The organism is Psychrobacillus sp., from assembly GCF_056205495.1.
In genome coordinates this window covers 1-2,060 of the sequence record NZ_JBAEAP010000125.1, presented here as the reverse complement: position 1 = coordinate 2,060, position 2,060 = coordinate 1, and the positions used below count along the sequence as shown (strand labels likewise).

Annotated in this window: 2 protein-coding genes; one reads left to right on the top strand and one right to left on the bottom strand. The window is 37.4% G+C overall.

Translation table 11 applies throughout. The annotated features are described in order from the left end of the window. Positions 1–41: 41 nt before the first annotated feature. Positions 42–1,388, top strand: coding sequence for a TldD/PmbA family protein (locus AC06OU_RS03770; RefSeq protein WP_475854074.1), 1,347 nt, complete (start codon positions 42–44; stop codon positions 1,386–1,388). Positions 1,389–1,588: 200 nt separating this feature from the next. On the opposite strand, the gene pyrE is transcribed toward AC06OU_RS03770, so the two are convergent. Beyond that, on the bottom strand, positions 1,589–2,060 hold a 472-nt coding region (gene pyrE, locus AC06OU_RS03765), incomplete at its 5' end, for an orotate phosphoribosyltransferase (protein WP_475854072.1).

The window sequence follows — 2,060 nt, the reverse complement described above, 5'->3', positions numbered from 1 at the left end:
CGTGTAAGTGAAATCACTGTTGGTGGAACAAAGGGGGAATAATGATGAATATAACAGACTTTCAAAAAGAGCTGCTTAAACAAGCAAAAGCCACTGGATTTTCTGAAGCAGAAGCTTACTACGAAAGATCAGATTCATTTAAATGTATGATTTTTAATGGAGAAGTAGATAGTTATGAAACCTCTGAAGAAGCTGGCATAGGGTTTAGAGGTCTGTATAACGGAAACATGGGCTATGCTTATACAGAAAAAATAGATGAGAGCTCGATTGCCTTCTTGGTAGAAAACGCCAAGGCTAACGCTGAAATCTTAGATGAAAGTGATAATTCTTCTATTTTCGAGGGAAGTAAAGAATATGTCCAGCATAGCTTTTGTAATCCTGAATTAAAGAAGATAGGAATTCCTGAGAAGATTGAACTTATAAAAGCCATTGAACAAAAAGTACTGGCATACGACCCAAGAATAACTACTTTAAATTATTGCATGCTAGAAGATTTTAATTCCGAACGATTAATGATTAATAATAAAGGACTCTCTTTGCAGGATGAAAGAAATGGACTTTATATTTTTGTATCTGCAGTTGTAAAAGCTGATAATGAAATGAAAACCGGGCACGTTATTAAAATGACTCGTGATTTTTATTCTTTGAATGCTGATGAAATTGCTACTGAGCTAGCAAAAGAAGCATTATCTTACTTGGGGGGTAAAACCATCCCGAGCGGAAAATACCCAGTCGTATTCAGACATGATTCCGCTGCCTCTCTCCTAGCAACCTTTTCTGAAATTTTCTCTGCTGAAAATACTCAAAAGGACCAATCACTTTTAAAAGGAAAAGTTGGAGAGAAAATAGGATCAGATATACTGACTCTTGTAGATGACCCTTTCCACCCTGATGCTTTTTCTGGATCTTCGTTTGATGGCGAAGGAGTTGCTACCAAAAAACAAACAATTATTTCTAATGGAACATTAGAAACTATTCTACACAACCGGAAGACTGCTAAGATTGATGGCTGCGAGTCCACTGGAAATGCATATAAATCCTCTTACAAAGGTACTTTAACTATAGCACCGCAAAATTTATATATTGCTCCTGGGGAGCAAAGCAGAGATCAGTTATTAGGTGATCTTCCAAATGGCATTTATATAACTAATTTATCTGGGCTACACTCTGGAACAAATACTATTTCAGGTGACTTTTCTGTGGAAGCAACAGGATATCATATTAAAGACGGGAATATCGCATCACCTATAAACCAAATGACTATTGCTGGAAACTTCTATCACCTTATGAAAAACATAGATACCATTGCATCAGATCTTACCTTTCAGCCTGGAGGCTATGGATCACCTTCTATATTAGTAAAAGAGCTTGCTGTAACAGTAGACTAATAAATCTAGCTTTCTTTGAATAAACAGGGAAAGAAGTAATCTCACTTCTTTCTCTTTTACTATGCAAAAATCTGTAAGCTTCTTTAGGTTGCTTTGATTCAAGGACAGCTCAACTAGGATAAGTGAGTCAAATGATTATGAAATTGATTCATCCATTAAAAAATCGCCTCTCAATTAAAAATGAGAAGGCGATCACTTCCTTATTTTAATAACCCTTGCTTCAAATCATTGTGCCACTTAGTAAGCATCGGAATATCCGCTTCTGTAATAGTTCCTACTTCCTGCGCCGCATTGACCAAAGTCTCAAAGTTAGTTAGGCTGACAAAGTTTATCTCTGCTTCTTTAAAAGACTCCTCTGCTTTTGGAAGTCCATATGTAAAAATACTTACTACTCCAAGTACTTCTAACCCAGCTTTTTGAAGCGCTTCAACTGCTGTTAAGCTACTTCCTCCAGTGGAAATTAGATCTTCGACGACTACTACCTTCTGGCCTGTCACTACTTTTCCTTCGATTTGATTTCCTCTACCATGCTCCTTTGCCTTAGAGCGTACATACATCATAGGAAGCTCTAATACATCACTTACCCATGCTGCATGAGGAATACCCGCTGTTGCCGTACCCGCCAAGGCTTCCGTTTCTGGAAAATTCTTTTGGATTGCTTCAGCAAGACCT

Coding starts and splice junctions, on each gene's coding strand:
- AC06OU_RS03770 (WP_475854074.1), top strand. CDS start 42: ATGATGAATATAACAGACTTTCAAAAAGAGCTGCTTAAACAAGCAAAA.